Source organism: Candidatus Pelagibacter sp., assembly GCF_052049835.1.
Lineage (GTDB): Bacteria > Pseudomonadota > Alphaproteobacteria > Pelagibacterales > Pelagibacteraceae > Pelagibacter.
Window position 1 is genome coordinate 265094 of record NZ_JBNGZF010000001.1, and the last position, 21219, is coordinate 286312.

A 21219-nucleotide genomic window follows, 5' to 3' on the forward strand; every position below is an offset into this window, starting at 1 on the left:
GAATACAGTTATATTATTTTATTAATGGCTTTAACAGCTATACCAGTAGGTTTTGTGGCTGGATTATTTGGTATAGGTGGAGGGTTGATAACTGTTCCTTTTTTATATTTTATTTTTGGTTCTTTAGAAATTGATCCTCAATATGTTATGCATCTTGCTGTTGGAACTTCTTTTGCAATCATAATACCAACATCTACAGTTTCAGTTTTAACACATCATAAATTTAAAGCAGTTGATTTTGATATTGTAAAGAATTACGGTCTTTTTGTTGTACTAGGAGTTATTGTTGGAACTGTTTTTGCAGCTTCTCTAAAAACCAAATCTTTAGTTTTATTTTTTTCTATAATGATCTTATTTTTAGGAATTTACTTACTTTTAATAAAAGAAAAAGAGCAAAACATAATTGTTGAAATGAAATTACATTTAAAAGTAATTCTTGGTTTTCTTGTTGGGTTTATATCTGCTCCTATGGGTATAGGAGGAGCTGTAATGAATGTACCTATCCTTAAGTTTTTTGGCTATTCAATAAATAAAGCTATAGGAAGTGCAGCAGCTATAGGTTTTCTAATTGCTCTATTTGGAGCAATAGGATTTCTTCTTTCAGGAAGTTTTTTAAATTCTAGTCTTCCACTAAGTATTGGTTTTATAAACATACCAGCCTTTTTAATTTTTATACCAATCACAACTTTCATGGCTCGAATAGGAGCTAAAACAGTTCACAGTATTGATAAAAATAAAATTAGTAAATTTTTTGGAATTTTTCTTTTAGTGGTTTCGATTAAATTTTTTTATGAATACTTAAAATTATAACAAGCAAAAAAAAAGAGGTGACTTCAGTCTCCCTCCATCACCTCACTATTACAAACTAGGTGATTCTTTAAATATTTATGAACACTTAATAGTTGAAAATGTAATTTATCAACTAATTTAAACCTAAACAATTTAAAGTTGTATTTAGTCTGAAAAAAAACTCAATTTAGCCACACATAATATTTAGTGTTATTATTCTAATTGATACTTTTGAAAATGGTTTCAATAAAAGACATTAATAAAAAAATTAAAAAGAATTTATTTGATCCAATAGATAAAACTAAAAATAAGTTTTCCTCAATTTTAAAAGATTTTAAAAAAAACAAAGTTAAAAAAGATCTGGCATTACAAAAACAATTAGAGAAAGAGAAGAAAAGAGAATTAATTTTAGAAAAAAAATTAGCAAAAAAAGCTAAACAAGACGAACTTAAAGAAGAAAGAAAGAAACTTCTTTTTCAAAAAAAATTGATCATTGAAAATGAAAAGCAAGAAAAAAAGAATGAAGAAAAAAGACAAAAAATAGAAGTTCAAAGAATTAAAATAGAACAGAAAAAAATTAAAGACGAAGAAACTAGAAAACTTAGAGAGGAAGCCAGAAAACTTAAAGAAGAAGATTTAAGGCTAAAAATGTTAGAGAGACAAAGAATTAGAGAAGAAAAAATTAAAAATAAAGAGGAAGAATTAAAAAACAAAGAAATTGAAGCTCAAAAGAGAAGAGATGAAAAAGAAAAAGAAAGACAAGAAAAAATAAGATTAAAAGAAATTGAAAGGAAAAATAGAATTGAGGAAGAACAAAGATTAAGAGAGGCAGCTAGGAAGCTGAAATATGAGCAAGAAAAACTTAAAGAAATGGAAGAAAGATTAAGAGACCTTGAAACAGAAAGACAGCAAGAAATTCAAAGACAAATTTTAAAAGAAGAGGCTGAGCAAAGAGCGAAGGAAGAGGAATTAAGAAATAAAGAAAAAGAACTTAAAGAAGCTGAACGTGAGAGAATAAATAAAGAAAATGAAAGACGTCAAAGAGAAAGAGAATTGAAAATAGAGGAGGAAAGACAAAAAAGAATTGATGAAGAAAACGAGAGAATTAGATTAGCTGAAATTGCCCAAAAAGAGAGAGAGGATGAGGAAAATAGACGAATGAAAGAATGGGAGAAAAAATTTGATGAAGAACAACGACTTAAAGAGGAGGAATTGGTTAGAAAGTTTTATAGCGACGAAACTCCTGAACAAGAAAATAATCAGGATGGCGATAATTTAGAGTCTAAAACTGATAACGAAAATTTAGAAAATAAAAACGATGAAGATAATTTAAAGAATTAAATTTTCTGATCATATTCACCGACCTTACCTGTTTTTTGTAACAAACCGTCAATAAAATCAAAGATTTTTTTCTTTCTTTCATCTGAAGTTGGACTTTCAGTAACAATAACTAAAGATGGTTTGTTTGAAGAAGCTCTTATAAGCCCCCAAGAACCATCTTCGAATGAAAACCTAACTCCATTTACAGTTAAAATATCACTAATAACTTGACCATCTATCTCAGTTTTGTTTTCTTTTAAATTTTCAATTTGCTTAACAAGCTCTTCAACAACAATATACTTCTCTTCATCTTTACAGAATGGTGCCATTGTTGGTGTTTGAAATGTGTTAGGTAATTCACTAATAACTTCACTCATTTTTTTATTTTGATTATCTAATAAGTGACATACTTGAATTGCTGAGTTAATTCCATCATCATAACCATATCCTAAAGGTTGATTAAAAAAGAAATGACCACTTTTTTCAAACCCTGCCAAAGCTCTTTCAGTGTTCACTTTTCTTTTAATATGAGAATGACCTGTTTTCCAATAAATTGTTTCACAATTGTTTTCTAATAAGACTTTATCTTTTGAATATAAACCTGTTGATTTTACATCTACTACAAATTTTGAATTTTTGTGTTTGTTTGATAGATTTCTAGCTATTAGAAGACCTATTTTATCTGAAAATATTTCATTACCTTTATTATCAATAACACCAACTCTATCTCCATCACCATCAAATCCAAAACCTATATCAGCATTGTTTTCTTTAACTACTTTTGCTATTTCGTGAAGCATTTCCAGATCCTCTGGATTTGGATTGTATTTAGGAAAATTCCAATCTAGGCTACAATCTAACTCTATTACCTCACATCCAATACCTCTTAGAATGTCCGGGGCAAAAACACCTGCTGTTCCATTCCCACAAGCCACAACAGCTTTTATTTTTTTCTTAATTTTATTTTTACTAATTAGATCTTCTTTATAAATTTTATCAAAATCTTTTATTTGTTTTTCACTACCTTCGCCTTTTGTAAAATTTTTATTTAAGGTAATTTCTTTTAACTCCTTCATTTCTTCAGGTGCATGAGTTAGCCCTTTTTTGATTCCCATTTTCACACCAGTCCACCCATTTTCATTATGACTTGCAGTAACCATAGCAACTGCATCTGCATCTAAATTGAATTGTGCAAAATAAACCATGGGAGACAATGAAAGACCAATATCCTCTATGCTGCATCCCGTAGACATTAATCCTTTTTTGAGAGCAGTTTTTATTTCTTCACTATAGGAACGGTAATCATGACCTACTATGATTCTTGGATTGTCTTTATTGGTATGTATTTTTATCTGTGTTCCAAGCCCTCTTCCAAGATTCTCTATTCCAGATTGGTTTATATCTTTCTCATACAACCATCGGGCGTCATATTCTCTAAAACCGTAGGGATCTATTTTTATGTTTTGATTCATTACCTATTTTCTTACTCTTTTTTTGTTAATTTCTTGCAAAAAAATTTATTTTTTTATTGATTATCATTTTGTCGCGTTCTATAAATGTTCTATTGTACAAAAGTTTATATAGTATATTTACAATAAACGCCTACAACATATAGTTGTTTTCGTACTAATAACAAAATATAATTAAAATTTATGAATAAGATTCTTTCTCAAGCCCTCAAAAAAGCTGTCTCTGAATATAGCCCGGCAGTTAAAGAGGTCTCAAAAGGCAATAGACCAGATCTTTTTTCGTTAAACAATGAAACAGAACTTTTTCAAAACGATAAAGGTATCATAATTAAAATTGATAGATCAAAAGACTCAAACTTAACTGATTTTGGAAAAGCGACTTTAAAAGATAGATATCTTGGTCCAAACGAATCTTATCAAGACTTGTTTGCAAGAGTAGCCAGCACATATTCAGATGACAATTTACATGCACAAAGAATTTATAACTACATCAGTAACCTTTGGTTTATGCCTGCTACTCCAGTTTTATCAAATGGTGGAACTAAAAGAGGTTTACCAATTTCATGTTTTTTAAATGAAGCTTCAGACAGCTTGGGTGGAATTTTAGATCTTTGGAGTGAGAATGTTTGGCTTGCTGCTAAGGGTGGTGGTATCGGAAGTTATTGGGGTAACCTAAGATCTATTGGAGAGAAAATTGGAAAAGTTGGAAAGACTTCAGGAATAATTCCGTTTATCAAAGTTATGGACTCATTGACGATGGCAATTAGTCAAGGTTCATTAAGAAGAGGATCAGCGGCTTGTTATCTTCCAATTGATCATCCGGAGATCGAAGAGTTTATAGAGATGAGAAGACCTACGGGTGGAGATCCAAATAGAAAAGCATTAAATTTACATCATGGTGTTTTAGTTTCAGATGCATTTATGAGAGCAGTTGAAACTGATGAGCAGTGGGCACTAAAAAGTCCTGCTGACGGAACTATACAACAAACTATTTCAGCAAGAAATTTATGGATAAGATTATTAACTGCAAGAATAGAAACAGGAGAGCCATATATTATTTATATTGATACTGTTAATAGGCAAATTCCACAGCACCATAAGTTAGCAAATCTAACAGTTAAAACTTCTAACTTGTGTAGCGAAATAACTTTACCAACAGGAATTGATAAAGACGGAAGAGATAGAACGGCAGTTTGTTGTTTATCTTCTTTAAATTTAGAAAAATATGACGAATGGAAAGATGATCCAGACATGATTGATGATGTTATGAGATTTTTGGATAATGTTTTATCTGACTTTATTAATAAAGCTCCTGACCAGTTTAAAGATGCTAAATATTCAGCCGAAAGAGAAAGAAGCGTTGGATTGGGTGTAATGGGCTTCCATTCGTTTTTACAAAAAAATAGAATTCCACTTGAATCGGTAATGGCAAAGTCATGGAATAAAAAAATATTTAAAAATATTCATGAAAAAGTAAATAAAGCATCTGAAGATTTAGCAGATGAAAGAGGAGCGTGTCCAGATGCAGCAGAGTATGGTTATAAAGAAAGATTTTCTAATAAGACAGCAATAGCTCCGACTGCTTCAATCTCAATTATTTGTGGAGGAGCATCTCCAGGAGTAGAGCCTATTGCTGCAAACAGCTATACCCACAAAACTTTATCGGGTTCTTTTAATGTTAGAAATAGATATTTAGAGGAAATATTGGAAGGACATGGTAAAAATGATGATGAAACATGGTCTACAATTACCACAAACCAAGGATCGGTAAACCATTTGGATTTCCTTACAGATCTAGAAAAAGATGTGTTTAAAACTGCTTTTGAACTTAATCAAAATTGGATAATCGAGCTAAGTGGAGATAGAACTCCATTTATTTCACAAGCTCAGTCAGTAAATTTGTTTTTACCAGCAGATGTCCATAAGAAAGAATTACATAAAATTCATTTTGATGCTTGGAAGAAAGGTTTAAAGAGCCTTTATTACTGTAGATCAAAATCAATTCAACGAGCTGAAAATATTAACGATGCTAAATCAACTGATATTACAGCAAATGTTTATAAATCTAAAAATCAACAATCTAACGAAGAGCCAGAGTATGAGGAGTGTCTATCATGTCAGTAGCAGAAAAAATAAATAAAGAAATTGTTCAACCAAAAAAAATGGGATTACTAGTTGAAAACCCTGTTTATAAACCTTTTAGATATCCTTGGTGCTATGATGCTTGGTTAACTCAGCAAAGAATTCACTGGTTACCAGAAGAAGTTCCTCTTGGAGATGATGTTAGAGACTGGCAAAAAAATCTTTCACAACCAGAAAAAAATCTACTCACTCAAATTTTTAGGTTTTTTACTCAAGCTGATGTAGAGGTTAACAATTGTTATTTAAGACATTACACAACTGTATTTAAACCAACAGAGGTATTAATGATGATGACGGCGTTTGCTGCAATGGAAACAGTCCATGTAGCTGCTTACTCTCATCTTTTAGATACAATTGGTATGCCTGAGTCAGAATATTCAGCTTTCATGAAATACAAAGAGATGAAAGACAAGTATGATTACATGCAGGGTTTCAACGTAAATTCTAAAGAGGATATTGCAAAGACAGTTGCAGTGTTTAGTGCTTTTACAGAAGGATTACAGTTATTTGCAAGTTTTGCTATTTTGTTAAATTTTCCAAGACACAATAAAATGAAAGGAATGGGACAGATAGTTACTTGGTCTGTAAGAGATGAAACACTTCATTGTAATTCTATGATAAGAATTTTTAAGGAGTTTATAAAAGAAAATCCTGAAATCTGGACACCTAAACTTAAAAAAGAACTTTATGAAGCTTGCAGAACAATTGTTGAGCATGAAGATGCCTTTATCGATTTAGCTTTTGAAATGGGTCCGATGGAAGGGTTAACTGCGCAAGAAGTTAAAGGTTATATTAGGTTCATTGCGAATAGACGACTTATTCAATTAGGATTAGAGCCAATTTATGATGTTCAAAAAAACCCATTAACTTGGCTTGATACAATGCTTAATGCAGTTGAGCATATGAATTTCTTCGAAGGTAGAGCAACCGAATATTCTAAAGCATCAACACAGGGTACTTGGGCAGAAGCTTTTAGCTAAAAAAATTATCTTTGATTTAACTGCATCACTTTTCGATGCTTGTTACCTTTGTAACTAGCCAAAGGTCTAATTAGTTTGTTAGCAGCATGTTGTTCCATTATGTGAGCGGACCAACCTGTTATTCTTGATATTACAAATATTGGTGTAAAAAAATCAGTTTCAAATCCCATTAAATGGTAAGTAGGTCCTGTAGGATAGTCTACATTAGGATATATATTTTTTTCTTTTATCATTACCCTTTCAACAATATCGTAAATTTTCTCGAATTTTTTATCTTTCTTAATTTTTGCAACTTTTGCAAAATACTTCCTCATGGTTGGAACTCTAGAATCACCTGATTTATAAACTCTATGTCCAAATCCCATTACCACTTCTTTATTTTTTAAGGCGTTATTTATCCATTTTAAGGCATTTTCAGGCTTTTTAATTTTATTCATCATATGCATCACTTCTTCATTAGCCCCGCCGTGAAGTGGGCCTTTTAAACTTGCAATTGCACCTGTAATTGCTCCGTGTATATCAGATAAGCTACTGGTAATTGTTCTTGCTGTAAAAGTTGAAACATTAAAACTATGTTCTGCATATAAAATTAAAGATACATCAAAAGCTTTGACTATCTCTTTTTGAGGAACTTTTCCAAAACACATATAAAAAAAGTTTTCAGCAAAGGTTAATGTTTTTTTAGGTTTAATTATTTTTTTACCTTTTCTTATTCTATAAAAAGCAGCTAAGGCAGTTGGAGTTTTTGCAAAAATTCTTAGAGCTTTTCTCATATTTGCTTCTGGTGAAGAGTCTATAGTTTCTTTATCCTCTAATCCCATAACACTCACAGCTGTTCTTGCAACATCCATTGGGTGGGATTTTTTTGGCATGTGTTTGATTATTTCATATAAATTTTTTGTTAGTTCTCTGTTGTTTCTCTCTTCTTTTTCAAACTGTCTAAGTTGGATAGTATTCGGGAGATCCTTATTAAGAATTAGATATGCAACTTCTTCAAATCTACAGTATTCACATAAATCTTGAGCTGCATACCCTCTATAAGTAAGAGAATTTATTTCCGGCATTACTTTTGAAACTTCCGTTTCATCTACAACAATACCTAGTAAGCCTTTTTTAATATCATCACTCATTATTCATGTCCTTCCGTACTAAAATTATAAATTTTTTCATCTAATGAATTATATTTTTCATAATCGACTAATTCGTAAAGTCTTTTCCTAGTTTGCATCTTATCTATAATGTTATTTTGATGTCCATTTGCATAAATGTCTCTTAATCCATCTTCGACATTTTTCATTGCTAATCTTTGTGATGTTACTGGATAAATAACTATATTATACCCAAAATTTTCTAATTCTTTGTAATTAAACAATTTTGATTTACCAAATTCAGTCATATTAGCTAACAAGTAAACAGACAATTCTTTACGAACTTTTTCAAAATCTTTTTCATCTTCAAGAGCTTCTGGGAAAATAATTTCAGCACCAGCATCAATGTAGGCTTTGCATCTTTCAATCATTTTATCTAAACCTTCAACACTTTTAGCATCTGAACGTGCAATAATTTTAAAATTTTGATCTTTTTTAGTAGCAACACATTCTTTAATTTTTTTAACCATAGCATCAGTTGAAATAAGCTCTTTATTATCAAGATGCCCACATCTTTTTCTTTCAATCTGATCCTCTAAGTGGACCCCTGTTATTCCAAAATCTTCAAATGTTTCTATGGTTTCTTTACAAGATTTAAATCCTGTATCGATATCAACTATTGTTGGAAGATTAGTTACTCTCGAAATTAGATAAGATCTTGTGCTAACATCTTGTAGAGTTGTTAAGCCAATATCGGGAAAACCAAGATCATTAGCCATTACTCCACCAGATACATAAACTGCATCATATCCAATTTCTTCTATAAGCTTTGCTGTCAAAGGATTGTATGCACCTGGAACTCTTAATATTTTATTTGATTTTAATTTTTTATCAAAATCTAATCTTTTTTGACTTGGTTCTTTATTCACAAAGTGCATTAAAAAATTCCTTTTTTATTATTTTGTTTCAATTTACTTTTTCTTACTTCAATATTCAATTTATGAAGCTCGCCAGGTTTTAAATTTTTCAAATTTTGTACTGTTTTTAAAAAACGATTACTTTCTTTTTTATCTAAAATACCCTCGGTTAAAGTTAAAAATTTATTAATATAATTTTCTCTCTTAAATGGTCTAGCTCCATAGGGGTGTGCGTCTGCTCTATCTAGTTCCTCTGTTATTTTTTTTCCATTATTAAGCGTCACAACAACTTTAGCTCCAAAAGCTTTATTTTTTGGATTTGGATCATGATATTTCTTTGTCCATTTTTTATCTTCATATGTTTTAATTGATCTCCAAATTTTAATTGTACTTTTTCTATTTGCTCTTGCTTTAGTATAAGATTTAACATGATGCCAATCTCCGTCTTCTAAAGCTACAGCAAATATATACATTATAGAATGATCTAATGTTTCTCTACTAGCCTTGGGATCCATTTTTTGTGGATCATTAGCACCTGTTCCAATCACATAATGAGTGTGATGACTTGTAAAAATATCAATTTTTTTTATATAATTTAAATTATTAATTTTTGTTTTTAGCTTTTTAGCTAGATCTATTAATGCTTGCGATTGATATTCTGCAGAATATTCTTTTGTATATGTCTCTAAGATAGCTTTTTTACTTTCACCTTTTTTTGGTAATGGTACTTTGTATTTAGCTTTTTTACCATCTAATATTCTTGCTATTACACTATCCTCACCTTCATATATTGGGCTTGGAGCGCCTTCACCTCTCATGGCTCTATCTACAGCTTCGATAGCGAGCTTACTTGCATGAGCAGGAGCATAAGCTTTCCAACTTGAAATTTCTCCTTTTCTAGATTGTCTTGTAGATATTGATGTATGTAATGCCTGTTGAACAGCTTGATATATAGTTTCAGTATTTAATTTTAACATTGTCCCTAATCCAGCAGCAACACTAGGACCTAAATGTGCAATGTGGTCCACCTTATGCTTATGCAAACAAATACCTTTGACTAAATTTACCTGAACTTCATATGCAGTAATTATTCCTCTTAATAAATCCAATCCACTTTTTTTGTTTTGTTCTGCTACACTTATAATAGGAGGAATGTTGTCACCTGGATGACTATAATCTGCAGCTAAGAAAGTATCATGAAAATCTAATTCTCTTACAGCTGTACCATTTGACCATGCTGCCCATTCACAATCAAATTTTAATTTTGAGTTTACACCAAATAAAGTTGCACCATTTTTTCTAGGGTGTCTTAAAGCCATTTCTCTAGATGAAATTACTGGCTTTCTATTTAATGAAGCAATTGCAACAGAAGCATTATCAATAATTCTATTTATAACCATTTCAATAGCATCTTTATTTAATTTAGCATTATCGCTTGCTATCTCTGCAATTTTCCACGCAAGCTGTTTCTTCTTTGGAAGATTAATTTTTGATGGATATACTTTAACTGTGTGTAATAACAAAATTACTCCTTATTTGTGATTTTGTTTTAATAGTTAAAATAAATTAATCAATATTAAAGATATTCTGATACTATTTTCTCAATGCCTACGAAGTCTTTTATGATGTGATTATGATAAATTTCCTCAGATCTTTTTTCTGTATATCCATATTTTAGTAATATTATTGGAATTTCAGCAGCCTTAGCAGCATTAGCATCTGTCTCGCTGTCACCGATCATAATCGATTTATTTTTATCTCCATCTAAAATCTCAATTGTAGTTGTTAAATGTCGAGGGTCTGGTTTGCAATATTCAAAAGTATTATAACCTGCAACATATTCAAAATAATCATAAATCCCAATTTTTTTTAAAAGATCAACTGCTAAGTGTTCAGTTTTATTTGTACATACTGCCATAGAAATATTTTCATTTTTACACCAATTTAAAAATTCCTTAACACCATTAATTAATTTACTTTCATGTAAAATATTTTTTCCATAATAGGATAAAAATTCATCAGTCATTTCGTTTTGAATTTTTTCATCAAACCACTTCCATTGACCATTAGCTTTTGCCATCATAGCTTTTGCTCCTTTGCCAACAGCATTTTTTAATTCTCCTAAAGTTTTTGTAGGATAACCAAATTTTTTCATTACATGGTTATGTGCGCGTATTAAATCTGGAGCGGTATCCACTAATGTGCCGTCTAAATCAAATAAAATTGTAAATTTTTGTTTCATTATTAAAGTATTTTAAAGAAATAAATTGTGAATTAATCAAACAATATACTTAATATAAATAAGGTCAAAATGAAAGACTCAAGTCAAAAAAAACTTAGAAACAAATTTATAAAATCAGGAGTTAAAATGATTGGTCCTGAAACTATCTTTTTTTCGAAAGATACAAAGATCGGAAAGAAAGTAACTATAGAACCTTATGTCGTTATTGGTTCTAAGGTTAAAATCGGAAACAATGTAATTATAAAATCTTTTTCACATTTAGAGTCATGTAAAATTGAGAATAAAGTTGAGATAGGTCCATATGCCAGAATAAGACCCAATACAATTTTAAAAGAAGGATCCAAAGTAGGTAATTTTGTAGAGATTAAAAAAAGTACTTTAGGAAATAAATCTAAAGTTAATCATTTATCCTATGTGGGAGATGCTCAAATAGGAAAATCAGTAAATATTGGAGCAGGTACAATTACTTGTAATTATGACGGAGTAAATAAGAATAAAACAAATATTAAAGATAAAGTATTTATAGGTTCAAACTCATCCTTAGTCGCCCCAGTCACTATAAATAAAGATAGTATTGTTGGAGCTGGATCAGTAATAACAAAGAATGTTAAACAAAAATCTTTGGCACTGACAAGGTCACCACAATTAGAGGTTAAGAATTACAAAAGAAAGAAAAAATAATTTATGTGTGGAATTATTGGAATATCTAGCAACAAACCTGTTTCTGCAAATATAATTAATTCATTAAAAAAATTAGAATACAGAGGATATGATTCAGCAGGTATAGCTACACTTTCAGATGGTGAAATTAATGAAATAAAATCCGAAGGAAGAGTAGATAAATTAGAAACTAATTTTGATTTAAAAAACTTAAGAGGAAACATTGGTATAGGGCATGTAAGATGGGCTACTCATGGAATTCCTAACAGTTTAAATGCACATCCTCATTCCTCTCATAATGTATCAGTAGTTCACAATGGAATTATTGAAAACTCTACAATATTAAAAAAACATTTAGTTAATAAAGGTCATAAATTTAAATCACAGACAGATACCGAAGTAATCGTTCATTTAATAACAGAAAATTTAAAAACTTCAGAACTCGAGGAAGCTATAACAAATACATTAAAACAACTCCATGGTAGTTTTGCACTTGGAATTGTATTTAAGGATATGCCAGATTTAATAGTTGGTGCAAGAAGAGGGTCACCTTTGGCAGTTGGTTATGGTCCAAATGAAAATTATTTAGGTTCAGACTCTTATGCTCTAAAATCAATGACAAATAAAATTACTTATTTAGATGATGGTGAATTTTGTATTATTAAAAAAGATCAAGTTCTTTTTTTTAATGAAGAAGGCAAAAAAGTTAACAAAAAAATATTAGAATTGTCATCAGATGAAGCAAGTTATGACAAAGGAGATTTCAAACATTTCATGGCTAAAGAAATTGAAGAACAACCAACAACAATCAAAACCGGAATCAAAGAATATATAGATAATATAAATAATGAGATAAATATCTTTAATTTTCCATGGAAAATAGATGAAATTAAATCAATAACCTTGGTTGGATGTGGAACGGCATACCATTCTTGTTTGATGGCAAAATATTGGTTTGAAGAACTTACTTCTTTAGATGTTAATATAGATATAGCTTCAGAGTTCAGATATAGAAAAAATAGATTTAAAAGTGAAACTTTGTATATTTTTGTTTCACAATCTGGAGAAACAGCAGATACATATGCCGCATTAGATCTTTGTAATAAAAATAACATGAAAACTTGTGCTATTGTAAATGTAATTGAAAGTTCAATAGCTAGAGACTCTAATTTTGTGTTACCAATTCATTGTGGTCCTGAAATAGGAGTAGCATCAACGAAAGCATTTTTAGGTCAATTACTTGTTTTATATATTTTAGCTTTAAAACTTGGATCACTAAGAAATGAAATTGAGAAAAAAGAATATCAAGAAAAACTTAAAGACTTAAAAGCTTTGCCTGGCTTAATAGAAAAAACATTACTTCATGATAATGACATCCAGGCAATATCCTCAACATTTAACGAGGCAAAGGGATCAATGTTTTTAGGAAGAGGTTATTCATATCCGATAGCTTTAGAAGGTGCACTAAAACTTAAAGAACTTTCTTATGTTCATGCTGAAGGATATCCAGCGGGGGAAATGAAGCATGGACCTTTAGCTTTAATAGAAGAGGGAATGCCGGTTGTAGTTTTAGCTCCTAGAGACAATTATTACAAAAAAACAATATCTAATATGCAGGAAGTTATTGCTAGAGGAGCGAAAGTATTATTAGTAACCAACAAAAGCAAAGATCAAATTATCTCAGAAAATATTTGGGAGACTATAGAGGTTGAAAATACAAATTATGATTTGCTTCCATTTCTTTTAACTATTCCACTACAAAAACTTGCTTATTACTCTGCCCTTAAAAAAGGTTATGACATTGATAAGCCAAGAAATTTGGCTAAATCTGTCACTGTTGAATAAACTTTAAACTCTGCTAAAACACCTCCAGGTTGAACATGAAAAATTGGAAAAAAAACAGTTGGAGAAAATATCCTGTTAAACACATACCAGATTATCCAGATAAAAAAGAACTGGACAAGGTTTTAGATAAGATAGGAACATTTCCTCCTTTAGTCTTTGCAGGTGAAACAAGACACCTTAAAAGTCAGTTAGCTGAAGTTGTAGATGGTAAAGCATTTTTACTTCAAGGCGGAGACTGTGCAGAAAGTTTTGCAGAATTTAACCCAGATAATATTAGAGATACATTTAAACTTATGTTGCAAATGTCATTAGTTTTAACTTATTCAGCATCTTTACCAGTTGTCAAAGTTGGAAGAATAGCAGGACAGTTTTCTAAACCTAGAAGTGCTCCAACAGAAATTAAAGATGGCGTAGAACTACCAAGCTACTTAGGTGACAATATAAATGCAATGGAATTTACAGAAAAAGCAAGAGTTCCAGATCCTAAAAGATTATTTAAAGCTTATTCACAATCAGCCGCAACCCTTAATCTTATTAGAGCTTTCTCAAAAGGAGGTTTTGCAGATTTAAACAAAGTCCACTTATGGAACTTAGATTATATTAAAAAAAGCCCACAAGCTAAAAAATTCAAGGATCTTGAAGATAAAATTGCTGATGCTATTGCTTTTATGAGAGCATGTGGAATTACTTCAGATTTTAATAATAGATTGTACACAGTAAATTTTTGGACATCACATGAAGCTTTACTACTTCCTTTTGAGGAATCTATGACCAGAACAGATTCTACAACTGGTGAAAATCATGATACCTCAGCTCATTTTGTTTGGATTGGAGATAGAACTAGACAATTAGATGGCGGTCATGTTGAATTTTGCAGAGGTATAGAAAATCCTATTGGGATTAAATGTGGACCAACTTTAAAAGCTGATGATTTAATTAATCTTTGTAATAGAATTAATCCAAAAAATGAAAAGGGTAAAATTACTTTAATATCAAGATTTGGAGCTGATAATGTATCAAAATTTTTACCAAAATTAATTAGAGCAATAAAAAAAGAGGGATTAAATGTGATTTGGTCGTGTGATCCTTGTCATGGTAACACAATCAAAGCAGCAACAGGGTTCAAAACAAGACCATTCAACAGTGTTTTAAAAGAAGTAAAAGAGGTTTTTGCATGCCATCAAAGTGAGGGAAGTTATGCAGGCGGTCTACATATCGAATTAACTGGTCAAGATGTAACTGAATGTATAGGAGGTGCTCAAAAAATATCTGAAAAAGATTTATCTTCTAGATACCACACTCACTGTGATCCAAGACTTAATGGAAATCAAGCTTTAGAATTAGCATTTTTAATATCAGATGAGATCAAAAAGAATAGCTCGTATTCAAAAAATGCAGACAGAGCGGCATCTTAATACATTGTAAAATTATTAATAATAAATAGTTTCTAATTATGACACCCTCAGAAAAAGTTAAATTTATTTCTAATTGGATCAAAAATTATGTAGATAATATGCCAACAAAGGCGGGGTCGTTAGTAATAGGTATTTCTGGAGGAATTGACTCATCAGTATCGAGCACACTTAGTGCCATGACTGGAATAAAAACTATTGTTTTATCTATGCCAATCAAACAGAAATCACATCAACATGATTTAAGTATAAAACATCAAGAATGGTTAGTGAAAAATTTCAAAAATGTTGAAGCGCATACAATTAATTTAGACGAGTTATTTTTAGCATTTAATGCAAGCTTATCAAAATTTGATAATGAACATGGTATGGCTAATTCAAGAGCTAGACTAAGAATGACCACTCTTTATCAGGTAGCAGCAGCGAATAAAGGAATTGTTGTAGGAACAGGAAATAAAGTTGAGGATTTTGGTGTTGGATTTTATACGAAGTATGGTGATGGTGGAGTAGATATTTCACCAATAGCTGATTGTAACAAAACACAGGTCTGGGAATTAGGAAAAGAGCTAGGAATTCTGCAAGAGATTATTGATGCACCTCCAACTGATGGTTTATGGGATGACGGTAGAACTGATGAAGGTCAACTTGGTTTAAAATATAATGAATTAGAGGAAGCAATGGAGAATCCAAATTCTCCGAATCGTGCAAAATACGAAATTATCAGAAAACAAAATATGCATAAAATGGAGCCAATTCCTGTATGCATAATTCCAAATTAATCAAATAGATTCACAAATCTATAATTTAAGTATATTTCTTCAACTATGAGTTTAGATATTTTTTTAACAAATAATCTTACTAACAAAAAAGAAAAATTTATTCCCAAAGATAAAAATAATGTGAGAATGTATGTTTGCGGTCCAACTGTTTATGATGATCCTCATATTGGTAATGCTAGACCAGTAGTTGTATTTGACATTCTTTTTAAAATTTTAAAAAATAAATATCCTAATGTAACTTATGTAAGAAATATTACAGATGTAGATGATAAAATAATAAAATCCTCAAAGGAAAATAATATTTCAATTTTAGAGCTTACTAAAAAAATTACTAAAATTTTTAACGAAGACTGTATCTATCTAAATTGTGAACAACCAAATCATGAGCCAAAAGCAACTGAGCATATTTCTGAAATGATAGAAATGATCTCTGAATTAATTAAAAAAGGATTTGCTTACGAAAATAATAAGCATGTTTATTTTGAAGTAAAAAAATTTAAAGATTATGGGCAGTTATCAAACAAAAAGTTAGATCAATTAGTTGCAGGATCAAGAATTGAAGTAAGTGATAATAAAAAAAATCCTGAAGATTTTGTTTTATGGAAACCATCAGAAACAGATGAGCCTTCATGGGACTCACCTTGGGGAAAAGGTAGACCTGGTTGGCATTTAGAATGTTCAGCAATGTCTAAAAAATATTTAGGAAATGAATTTGATATTCATGGAGGAGGTGTTGATTTGTTGTTTCCGCATCATGAAAATGAAATAGCACAATCAAGATGTGCAAATGATAGCAAGGCGTTTGCTAATTATTGGTTACATAATGCATTTATCACAATGTCCAATGAAAAAATGGCAAAATCACAGGGCAATATTTTAAAAATTAAAGATTTTAGAAATAATAAAAGTGGTCAAGTTTTAAGAATGGCTTTGATGAGTGCACATTATCGACAACCACTTGATTGGAATGATAAGCTTTTAGAAGATTGTGAAAATACAATTAGTAAGTGGTATAATGTTTATTTAAACATAAAAACAAAATTAAAAATTTCGGATGAAATTCTTAAACCTCTTCTCGATGATTTAAATACACCAGGTTATATTGCTAATTTACATAAACTATATGAGAAAGCAGCGAAGGGTTCTGATGAAGATAAAATATTATTTATTTCTGCCTGCAATTTTATTGGCTTATTAAATGAAACTAAAGAGGATTGGCTTAAATTTAAGAAAAACAAGGTATCAATTTCTGAAAAAGAAATTTTACAAAAAATTCAGGAAAGAAATAAGGCCAGAGAGAACAAAAATTACGAAGAAGCTGATAAAATTAGAAATGAGCTTTTAGACAAAGGTGTTTTAATAGAAGATAAAGATGGTAAAACGACATGGAAATTTAAATGAGCAAAGAACAACTTTATATATTTGACACAACACTTCGTGATGGCGCACAAACCCAAGGTATAGATTTTTCAATTGATGATAAGGAAAAAATCTCATCAGCATTAGATAAATTAGGTGTAGATTATGTTGAGGGAGGATGGCCAGGAGCAAATCCAACCGATACTGAGTTTTTCAATAAGGATCATAATTTTAAAACAACGAAATTAACTGCATTTGGAATGACTAAAAAATCTGAACACAGTGCAGAAAATGACCCTATGCTCTCATCATTAATTAATTCAAAAAGTACTTCTGTTTGCTTGTTTGGAAAATCATGGGATTTTCAAGTGGATGTCGCATTAGGAATAAGCAATGAACAGAATTTAATGAATATAAGTGAAAGTACAAAACATATTGTTAAATCTGGCAAAGAGTTCATGTTTGATGCTGAACATTTTTTCGATGGATATAAAGCTAATCCAGAATATGCAATGTCATGTTTAAAAGCTGCTTTTGATAATGGTGCTAGATGGATTGTGTTATGTGATACTAACGGCGGTACTCTTCCTCACGAGGTGACAGAAATTGTATCTCAAGTAAGTAAGCAAATTCCTGGAAAAAATTTAGGAATACATGCTCATAATGATACTGAAAATGCTGTAGCTAACAGTCTTGCAGCAGTTCAAGCAGGTGTTAGACAAGTCCAGGGAACAATTAATGGTTTGGGGGAAAGATGTGGAAATGCAAATTTAATGTCATTAATTCCCTCATTTTTTTTAAAGAAAGATTTTTCTGATAAGTTTGAATTAAGCATTAAAAGAGAAAATTTAAAAAATTTAACTCAATGTTCAAGATTATTAGATGAGATATTAAATAGAAAGCCCAATAAACATCTACCTTATGTTGGTGCTTCTGCTTTTTCCCATAAGGGTGGAATGCATGTTTCAGCTGTTCAAAAGGATCCCAAAACTTATGAGCATATTAATCCTGAAGAGGTTGGAAATTCTAGAAACATTGTAGTATCAGATCAATCAGGTCAATCTAATATAATGTCAAGATTGAATTCAATAGGAATTAATGTTGAGAAAAGTGATCCAAAAATTAAAAAACTTTTAGATGAAGTGAAAGATAGAGAATTTATTGGTTATAGTTATGATGGTGCTGATGCATCTTTTGAGTTGTTAGCTCGAAGATTAATGGGAGAGATACCAAGATATATTTCTATTAATGAATATGATGTATCAGTAAAAAAAGATAATGCAGGAGAAATAGTTTCATATGCAAAAGCTCAATTAGAAGTAGATGGAGACAAAATTTTGTGTGAAGGACAAGGTAATGGACCAGTAAATGCTTTGGATAATGCAATTAGAACGAATGTTAATAAGCTTGCTAAATATTCAGAATATTTAAAAGATTTGAGACTAGTTGATTATAAAGTTAGAATTTTAAATACTGGAACAGAAGCTGTAACAAGGGTTAGTATTGAAAGTACAGACTCGAAGGGAGTTAATTGGTTCACTATTGGAGTATCACCAAATATCATTGATGCATCCTTTAAAGCTCTTGTAGATAGTTTAGATTATAAGTTATTTAAGGATAAAGCTCCTGGAAGTTCGTAAGAATGAAAATTAAAAAATTTTCAGAAAAACCATCTGATTTAAAAGATAGATTAGGAGCAAAACCAATAGTTTGTTACCCAAATACCAACATTGAAGAAAAAAATCTAAGTATTTTACATTCCGCTCGAGAACACTTGGTTAAAAAAGAGGAGGTTATAATACCTCCGAGAGATGCAAAAACGTTTGAAGTTAAATTTGGTGAGTTTTTTAGAATTGAAAGTGTAGAGGGACCTCAAGTAGGTGATTTAAATTTATTTAATTTAAATAATTTAGAGGAAAAATTCTACTCAGGAAAAACAAGAGCACTCTATGGAACTCATCTTTCCGTTGGAGATAAAATGTTTAGTAGCTTTCCCTATCTTAGATCTTTAGCAACAATAACTTGGGATACTTTAGATTGGTATGATTATGATAAAGATGGAGGATCAGTTCACGATGTAATTGGTACTAGATGTGATCCATATACATCAAAACTTTTGAGCAATAACGATTATCATTATTGTTGTCATTCAAATTTAACTAGAGCTTTGGTCAAAGAAAAAAATGTTCAATTGGACCACGCAGAAAAAATAGTTCATGATGTATTAAATGTATTTATGTTAACTGGATTTACAAATGATACTAAACAATACTTTATGAAAGCAAGTCCAGTTAGACCTGGTGATTATTTAGAATTTTTTGCTGAAACAGATTTGTTAGGTGCTCTTTCTGCTTGTCCAGGTGGTGATTGTGGATCTGAACATTCATCTGATGTTGCAAAATGTTATCCATTAAAAGTTTCTATTTGGACAATAGATCCAAAATATTTAAATGATATTAAACCATCAGCTATTTCCAATTATAACAGAAATCATGGCATAGATTAATGTCAGTTAATAATATTTCTTTCATTTTACACAAACCTCAACTCTCAGAAAATATAGGAGCATGTGCAAGAGGAATGAAAAATTTTAATTTTAATAAACTTATTGTTATTGATCCTAAGCCAATATTTCCAAATGATAAAATTTTAGCAACTTCAGTAGGAGCAAAAAATATAATTAATAAGGCAAAGAATTTTGAAAATTTAGAAAAATCATTAAAAAATATTGACATTGTAATTGCAACATCAGCACGGTTTAGAAATAAAAATATTAAACACATCCAATTAGAAGATTTAAAAAAAATTAATTATAAAAAGAAAATAGCCTTTTTATTTGGTTCAGAAGCATCTGGTTTATCAAACAATGAAATAAGCTATGCAAATTATGCTCTTCAAATTCCAACTAATCATGATTTTAAATCATTAAACTTATCTCATAGTTTGATAATAATTGCTCAATATCTATCAAGTATTATCAATTCAAAAGCATCTTCTTTTAAGAAATCAAATAAAGTTAAATCAGCATCTAAAAAAGAGATACTTGCTATGGCAAATCTTTGTATACAGAATCTTGAAGAGATTAATTTTTTCAAATCAAAAGAGAAGAAACCTATAATGCTTGAAAACTTGAGGAATATTTTTTATAGAATGGAATTATCAACTAAAGAAACACGTATTTTATCAGGGGTATTTGCAAGTTTAGGTAAAAAACGTTGATTGACAAAATGATGAGTAAGTTTATAAAGCCCACTATCAAATGACAAAAAGATTAAACTCTAAACATAAAGTAGACAGAAGATTAAAAGTTAATCTTTGGGGAAGACCCAAAAGTCCTTTTAATACTAGAGCTTATGGACCAGGACAACATGGTCAAACAAAAACATCTAAGCCATCTGATTATGGAATACAGCTTCAAGCAAAGCAAAAATTAAAAGCATATTATGGTAACATTAACGAGAGACAATTTAGAAATATTTACAAAAAAGCAGTAATGCTTAAAGGTGATACTGGAGAAAATTTGATTGGTCTTCTTGAAAGAAGATTAGATGCTGTGATTTACAGAGCAAAATTTGCAACAACAATTTTTTCAGCTAGGCAATTAATTAACCATGGCCATGTAAAAGTAAATGGTAAAAAAGTTAATATTGCAAGCTATTTAGTTAGAGAAGAAGATTCAATTGAAATAAGAGATAAATCTAAGCAACTTGCAATAATTGATATTGCTCTAGCTAATAAAGAAAGAGAAACTCCAGAATATATTCAAATGGATGAAAAAAACAAAAAACTAAAGTTTGTTAGAGTTCCTAAGTTTGAAGAAGTCCCATATCCAATTGTTATGGAGCCTAATTTAGTAATTGAATATTATTCTAGATAATTAGCTTTTAGCCTTAAAATTTATATTTTTGCTTTCAAAAAGTTTTGTGAGCTCACCATTTTCGTACATTTCTTTAATAATATCACATCCGCCTATAAATTCATTTTTAACATAAAGTTGTGGTATTGTTGGCCAATCACTAAAAACTTTAATACCTTCTCTTAAATTTTGATTTTCTAAAACATTTATACCTTTAAAATTTACTTCAAGGATTTTTAAAATATTCGAAGTAGCCATCGAAAATCCACATTGCGGAGCGTCAGGCGTACCTTTCATAAACAAACATACTTCGTTGTTTTCAATTTCATTTTTTATTAAATCATTTGTTTGCTGATCCATT

At 30.3% G+C, this 21219-nt stretch carries 19 protein-coding genes; 13 read left to right on the plus strand and 6 right to left on the minus strand.

Annotation, left to right across the window (positions count from 1 at the left end):
• Positions 1-24: 24 nt before the first annotated feature.
• Both ACTT9R_RS01390 and ACTT9R_RS01395 read left to right on the plus strand, forming a co-directional pair.
• The gene (locus ACTT9R_RS01390; protein WP_440926284.1) at positions 25-810 is read left to right on the plus strand and encodes a sulfite exporter TauE/SafE family protein; all 786 of its coding nucleotides are present in this window, start codon (positions 25-27) and stop codon (positions 808-810) included.
• A 216-nt stretch (positions 811-1026) separates the two neighbouring features.
• Complete coding sequence (locus ACTT9R_RS01395) at positions 1027-2130, plus strand: hypothetical protein (protein ID WP_440926285.1); 1104 nt, start codon at positions 1027-1029, stop codon at positions 2128-2130.
• Here the strand turns inward: ACTT9R_RS01395 and ACTT9R_RS01400 are convergent.
• On the minus strand, positions 2127-3581 hold the full coding sequence (locus ACTT9R_RS01400; RefSeq protein ID WP_440926286.1) for a phosphomannomutase/phosphoglucomutase: 1455 nt from the start codon (positions 3579-3581) through the stop codon (positions 2127-2129). The genes ACTT9R_RS01395 and ACTT9R_RS01400 overlap by 4 nt on opposite strands.
• Before the next feature lie 180 nt (positions 3582-3761).
• Here ACTT9R_RS01400 and ACTT9R_RS01405 point away from each other — a divergent pair, with 180 nt between their 5' ends.
• A complete protein-coding gene (locus ACTT9R_RS01405; RefSeq protein ID WP_440926287.1) occupies positions 3762-5702 on the plus strand; it encodes a ribonucleoside-diphosphate reductase subunit alpha in 1941 nt (646 codons plus the stop codon).
• The gene (locus ACTT9R_RS01410) at positions 5693-6700 is read left to right on the plus strand and encodes a ribonucleotide-diphosphate reductase subunit beta (protein WP_440926288.1); all 1008 of its coding nucleotides are present in this window, start codon (positions 5693-5695) and stop codon (positions 6698-6700) included. The genes ACTT9R_RS01405 and ACTT9R_RS01410 overlap by 10 nt, the downstream gene beginning before the upstream one ends.
• Before the next feature lie 5 nt (positions 6701-6705).
• Here ACTT9R_RS01410 and ACTT9R_RS01415 read toward each other — a convergent pair whose 3' ends face one another.
• From ACTT9R_RS01415 to ACTT9R_RS01430, 4 genes are read right to left on the minus strand one after another with little or no spacing between them, the layout of a single operon-like run.
• A complete protein-coding gene (locus tag ACTT9R_RS01415) occupies positions 6706-7830 on the minus strand; it encodes a bifunctional 2-methylcitrate synthase/citrate synthase (RefSeq protein ID WP_440926289.1) in 1125 nt (374 codons plus the stop codon).
• Positions 7830-8726 (minus strand): methylisocitrate lyase, encoded by an 897-nt coding sequence (gene prpB / locus ACTT9R_RS01420; RefSeq protein WP_440926290.1) that lies wholly within the window; start codon positions 8724-8726, stop codon positions 7830-7832. Before prpB ends, ACTT9R_RS01415 begins: the two co-directional genes overlap by 1 nt.
• On the minus strand, positions 8726-10228 hold the full coding sequence (locus tag ACTT9R_RS01425; RefSeq protein ID WP_440926291.1) for an MmgE/PrpD family protein: 1503 nt from the start codon (positions 10226-10228) through the stop codon (positions 8726-8728). Before ACTT9R_RS01425 ends, prpB begins: the two co-directional genes overlap by 1 nt.
• A 53-nt stretch (positions 10229-10281) precedes the next feature.
• Complete coding sequence (locus tag ACTT9R_RS01430) at positions 10282-10947, minus strand: HAD family hydrolase (RefSeq protein WP_440926292.1); 666 nt, start codon at positions 10945-10947, stop codon at positions 10282-10284.
• Between the two features lie 69 nt (positions 10948-11016).
• Between ACTT9R_RS01430 and ACTT9R_RS01435 the strand changes: the two genes are divergently transcribed.
• Genes ACTT9R_RS01435 through rpsD form a run of 9 tightly spaced genes read left to right on the plus strand, consistent with a single transcriptional unit; the run spans position 11017 to position 20879 of the window.
• The gene (locus ACTT9R_RS01435) at positions 11017-11628 is read left to right on the plus strand and encodes a DapH/DapD/GlmU-related protein (protein ID WP_440926293.1); all 612 of its coding nucleotides are present in this window, start codon (positions 11017-11019) and stop codon (positions 11626-11628) included.
• A gap of 3 nt (positions 11629-11631) precedes the next feature.
• Complete coding sequence (gene glmS, locus ACTT9R_RS01440) at positions 11632-13452, plus strand: glutamine--fructose-6-phosphate transaminase (isomerizing) (protein ID WP_440926294.1); 1821 nt, start codon at positions 11632-11634, stop codon at positions 13450-13452.
• 35 nt (positions 13453-13487) lie between these two features.
• On the plus strand, positions 13488-14867 hold the full coding sequence (locus ACTT9R_RS01445) for a class II 3-deoxy-7-phosphoheptulonate synthase (protein ID WP_440926295.1): 1380 nt from the start codon (positions 13488-13490) through the stop codon (positions 14865-14867).
• 38 nt (positions 14868-14905) lie between these two features.
• Positions 14906-15643: an NAD(+) synthase gene (gene nadE / locus ACTT9R_RS01450; protein WP_440926296.1), complete on the plus strand. Its 738-nt coding sequence runs from the start codon at positions 14906-14908 to the stop codon at positions 15641-15643.
• Positions 15644-15688: 45 nt separating this feature from the next.
• Complete coding sequence (gene cysS, locus ACTT9R_RS01455) at positions 15689-17044, plus strand: cysteine--tRNA ligase (protein ID WP_440926297.1); 1356 nt, start codon at positions 15689-15691, stop codon at positions 17042-17044.
• Complete coding sequence (cimA, locus tag ACTT9R_RS01460; RefSeq protein ID WP_440926298.1) at positions 17041-18642, plus strand: citramalate synthase; 1602 nt, start codon at positions 17041-17043, stop codon at positions 18640-18642. Before cysS ends, cimA begins: the two co-directional genes overlap by 4 nt.
• A 2-nt stretch (positions 18643-18644) precedes the next feature.
• Positions 18645-19508, plus strand: coding sequence for an urea carboxylase-associated family protein (locus ACTT9R_RS01465; protein WP_440926299.1), 864 nt, complete (start codon positions 18645-18647; stop codon positions 19506-19508).
• A complete protein-coding gene (locus ACTT9R_RS01470) occupies positions 19508-20221 on the plus strand; it encodes an RNA methyltransferase (RefSeq protein ID WP_440926300.1) in 714 nt (237 codons plus the stop codon). Before ACTT9R_RS01465 ends, ACTT9R_RS01470 begins: the two co-directional genes overlap by 1 nt.
• A 40-nt stretch (positions 20222-20261) precedes the next feature.
• The gene (gene rpsD / locus ACTT9R_RS01475; protein WP_440926301.1) at positions 20262-20879 is read left to right on the plus strand and encodes a 30S ribosomal protein S4; all 618 of its coding nucleotides are present in this window, start codon (positions 20262-20264) and stop codon (positions 20877-20879) included.
• Here rpsD and grxD read toward each other — a convergent pair whose 3' ends face one another.
• Complete coding sequence (gene grxD, locus ACTT9R_RS01480; RefSeq protein WP_440926302.1) at positions 20880-21218, minus strand: Grx4 family monothiol glutaredoxin; 339 nt, start codon at positions 21216-21218, stop codon at positions 20880-20882.
• Position 21219: the final 1 nt, after the last annotated feature.